This is a genomic window from Sphingomonas sp. (assembly GCF_019242355.1).
Lineage (GTDB): Bacteria > Pseudomonadota > Alphaproteobacteria > Sphingomonadales > Sphingomonadaceae > Sphingomicrobium.
The window spans coordinates 1-2,526 of sequence record NZ_JAFAVR010000010.1; the positions used below are offsets into that span (position 1 = coordinate 1).

Sequence of the window (2,526 nt, forward strand, 5' to 3'; positions counted from 1 at the left end):
CCCTCGCCCTGGGCAAGACCATAGAGGGGCGGCCTATCATCGCCGATCTCTCCCGGATGCCGCACCTGCTCATCGCCGGCACGACAGGATCGGGCAAGTCGGTCGGCATCAATGCCATGATCTTCAGCCTGCTCTACAGGCTCTCGCCCGACCAGTGCCGGCTTATCATGATCGACCCCAAGATGCTGGAGCTGTCGGTCTATGAAGGCATCCCGCACCTGCTCGCGCCCGTTGTCACGGAGCCAGCCAAGGCGGTGACGGCGCTCAAGTGGACCGTGCGCCAGATGGAGAAGCGCTACCGCGCCATGAGCCAGCTCGGCGTGCGCAACATCGGCGGCTACAACGAGCGCGTTGCCGAGGCGCGCGCGAAGGGCGAGATCGTCACGCGCCGGGTGCAGACCGGGTTCGACGCCGAGACGGGCAAGCCCACGTTCGAGGAGCAGAAGCTGCCGCTGGAGACGCTGCCCTTCATCGTCGTCATCATCGACGAGATGGCAGACCTGATGATGGTCGCCGGCAAGGACATCGAGGTGACGGTGCAGCGCCTCGCGCAGATGGCGCGGGCGGCGGGCATCCACGTCATCATGGCGACGCAGCGGCCGAGCGTCGATGTCATCACCGGCACGATCAAGGCCAACTTCCCGACACGCATCTCCTTCCAGGTGATCAGCAAGTTCGACAGCCGCACGATCCTGGGCGAGCAAGGCGCGGAGCAGCTGCTCGGCCAGGGTGACCTGCTCTACATGCAGGGCGGCGGGCGGATCGGGCGCGTCCACGGTCCGTTCGTGGAGGACCGCGAGGTCGAGGAGATCGTCGCCTTCCTCCGTGCGCAGGGAGAGCCGTCCTACATCGACGACGTGACTGAGGCGGATGAGTCCGGCGACGACGGCGCCAACCCGGCGCTCAGCGGCATCGCGGCGGCGGGCGAGGGCGAGAAGGGTCTGTTCGACCAGGCGGTGGCGCTTGTCTCGCGCGAGGGCAAGGCCTCGACGTCCTTCATCCAGCGTCACCTCAACATCGGCTATAACCGCGCGGCGAAGCTGATCGAGCAGATGGAGAAGGAGGGCGTCGTCAGCCCGGCCAACCACGTCGGCAAGCGCGAGGTGCTGACGCGGCGTACGGCGGACGACGAGGAGTAATCGGCCAGCAGGATGATACATCGTTCAGCCGGCGCCGCCTGTGCCGAGCCGCGCGACCGACGCTAGGGCGCCCACCTCCCTCAGAAAGACGATGCCGAGCCCCGCATCGCTGCTGAGCTCGGCGCGGATATGATTTACGAGCGCCTTAATGCGCGCCGAGCGATTGCTGCTGGGGGTATTGGCAAGCGAGAGCGTAACAGGGCGCGGTCGCCACTTCGCAACCACCTGCACTATATCACCGCGGCGCAGTTCCGGCTGGATGCACCAGAGCGGCAGAGCGCCATAGCCAACGCCCGCCAGCACGGCAGTGCGCGCCGCGTAGAGATTGTCCGTGGTGAACACCGCCGCTTGACGCAGCACATAAGCCTCGCCGGCGTCGTTCACCAGTTCGATCGCGCCGGGGACGAACGTCCGGAGTCGCACGGCTCGCGCCGACTGCAGTTCGCGTGGATGCTCCGCCGGCGAGAAGTCCGGCGTCGCTACGAGTGCTCGTTCGACGCGATAGATCTCGCGAACGATCAAGTCGTCGCGGTGGATCTCTCCGACCCGGATCCATAGGTCGTAACCGGCGGAGGCGACGTCCACCGCGTCATCGCGCAGCTCCCAGTCGATACGGATGTCCGGATGGCGGTTGAGGAAACGCGCGACGATCTCGGCCAGAAAACCTTGGCCAACTGCTATGGGCGCCGCGATCCGAATGTGACCCGATATGGCATCATTATCGACCTTCAACGCATCGACCGCGCGATGCCAATCGTTCAGCAACGCGCGCGCCGACCCGAGGAAGTGACGGCCGGCCGCGGTGAGCGCCAGGCCGTGCGGCGAACGCTCGACGAGTTGCGCCGCCGTCAGTTCCTCCAGCCGCTTCAACAGGCGACTGGCTGATGGCTGTGACATGCCCAAGGACCGTGCCGCTTCCGAGATCTGCCCTGTCTCGGTGATGCGAACGAACAGCCGCAGGAGGTCGAACCGGTCGGTGGTGAGCACGAGAGCGTTCATTCATTTGGTGAATAATCAACATGCGAGAGCGCCTGATGTAGCCGTCTGGTTCCGGCGAGGTCTCCGGCTATCTCATAGCGAGCCGCAGGGGCGCTTCTCGACGCCAGCGACCATCCGTGAATGCCGAGTGCCTGTATGCGGCGACCCAGGAAGGAGCATTATCGGCATGAGCGACGATCAGGATTTCGGCACCTTCGGCCGCTTTCGCGAGACCCCGGTTGCAGACATGTCCGAGCAGATGAAGGACGCCTACGACTTCACCAAAAGCCTGCGCGGCCTCGTCCCTGGGCCGCATCGCATCTGGCTGGCGAACCCGACGCTCTCGAAGACGATCGTCCCCACGGGCGAGTATTACCAGAAGCACTCGACCTTGACGAAGCCCGAGATC

General features: G+C 65.2%; 3 protein-coding genes. 2 read left to right on the forward strand and 1 reads right to left on the reverse strand.

Annotation, left to right across the window (positions count from 1 at the left end; translation table 11 throughout):
- Positions 1 to 1,139 (forward strand): FtsK/SpoIIIE domain-containing protein (locus JOZ79_RS00285; protein WP_294068980.1); only part of this gene is annotated, 1,139 nt, incomplete at its 5' end.
- 24 nt (positions 1,140 to 1,163) lie between these two features.
- On the opposite strand, the gene JOZ79_RS00290 is transcribed toward JOZ79_RS00285, so the two are convergent.
- Positions 1,164 to 2,126 carry a LysR family transcriptional regulator gene (locus tag JOZ79_RS00290; protein WP_294068983.1) on the reverse strand — a complete coding sequence of 321 codons (963 nt, stop codon included), beginning with the start codon at positions 2,124 to 2,126 and terminating at the stop codon, positions 1,164 to 1,166.
- Positions 2,127 to 2,304: 178 nt separating this feature from the next.
- Between JOZ79_RS00290 and JOZ79_RS00295 the strand changes: the two genes are divergently transcribed.
- Positions 2,305 to 2,526 (forward strand): hypothetical protein (locus tag JOZ79_RS00295; RefSeq protein WP_294068986.1); only part of this gene is annotated, 222 nt, incomplete at its 3' end.